The 390-nt window shown below is 72.6% G+C and carries 1 protein-coding gene; it reads left to right on the plus strand.

All coding sequences use genetic code 11. The features are described from left to right. A partial coding sequence (locus tag PUR56_RS21990) for a PhoH family protein (RefSeq protein WP_329950169.1) occupies positions 1-390 on the plus strand: 390 nt, incomplete at both ends.

Genomic DNA, 390 nt, shown 5'->3' on the forward strand with positions numbered 1-390 from the left:
ACGACGCCGCGGTGTCCATCGAGGGCGTCAGCGACCTCCCCGTGCACACCGGACTCGTGCTCACCTCCGAGCGCGGCCGGGCGCTCGGCCGGGTCACCGGCGACGGCCGCGTCCGGCTGGTGCGCGGAGAACGCGAGGCGGTCGGACTGCGCGGGCGCAGCGCCGAGCAGCGGGTCGCGCTGGACCTCCTGCTGGACCCGGAGGTCGGCATCGTCTCGATGGGCGGCCGGGCCGGGACGGGGAAGTCCGCGCTGGCGCACTGCGCCGGGATGGAGGCGGTTATGGTTCGGCAGCAGCTACGGAAGGTTATTTTCTTCCGGCCGATGTTCGCGGTCGGCGGCCATGAGCTCGGCTACCTGCCGGGCAGTGAGAGCGAGAAGATGTGCCCCT

Source organism: Streptomyces sp. BE303, assembly GCF_036290945.1.
Classification (GTDB): domain Bacteria; phylum Actinomycetota; class Actinomycetes; order Streptomycetales; family Streptomycetaceae; genus Kitasatospora.